Genomic DNA, 613 nt, shown 5'->3' on the forward strand with positions numbered 1-613 from the left:
CACATGGTGGGAGGTTGCGGTGCCCGAGGTCAGCACCCGCCCCGAAGTGAACGAAAAACGCGCGGCCTATGAGGTTGCCATCAAGGAAAGAAACACGAAATGAGCGTGAAAATCGGGATCTCTCCGATCGCGTGGCAGAATGACGATCTGCCGGACCTGACCGCTGCATACACAATGGAACAAGCGCTGCAGGAGTCGCGTCAGATTGGTTACACCGGCGTCGAACGGGGCCAGCGTATGCCCAGCGATACCGAGGGGCTGCGCGCCTACCTTGAGGGCAACGATATCGCGCTCTGTGGCGGCTGGTGTTCCGGTGCCTCGCTGGTCAATGACTTTGCGACGGAACAAGACGCGGTACGGGAACAGGTCGCGCAATTCGTGGCCCTGAACAGCCCGTGTATCGTTTACGCCGAATGCTCCAACACCGTTCAGGGCCAGATCGGGACGCCGGTCAATGACCGCCCGATACTGTCGAAAGATGAGGTGCTCTCCTACGCGGCCAAGCTGACCGAACTGGCAAAATGGATGGGTGATCAGGGCATGACAATGGCCTATCACCACCACATGGGCACGATCATCGAAAGCGAGGATGACGTGAACTGGCTGATGGAGG

The 613-nt window shown here is 59.1% G+C and carries 1 protein-coding gene; it reads left to right on the top strand.

Annotated elements, in window-relative coordinates:
• Positions 1 to 99: 99 nt before the first annotated feature.
• On the top strand, positions 100 to 613 hold a 514-nt coding region (locus ACR0E6_RS22635; RefSeq protein ID WP_480587610.1), incomplete at its 3' end, for an IolE/MocC family protein.

The sequence above is a fragment of the Ruegeria sp. AP12 genome (assembly GCF_056540025.1).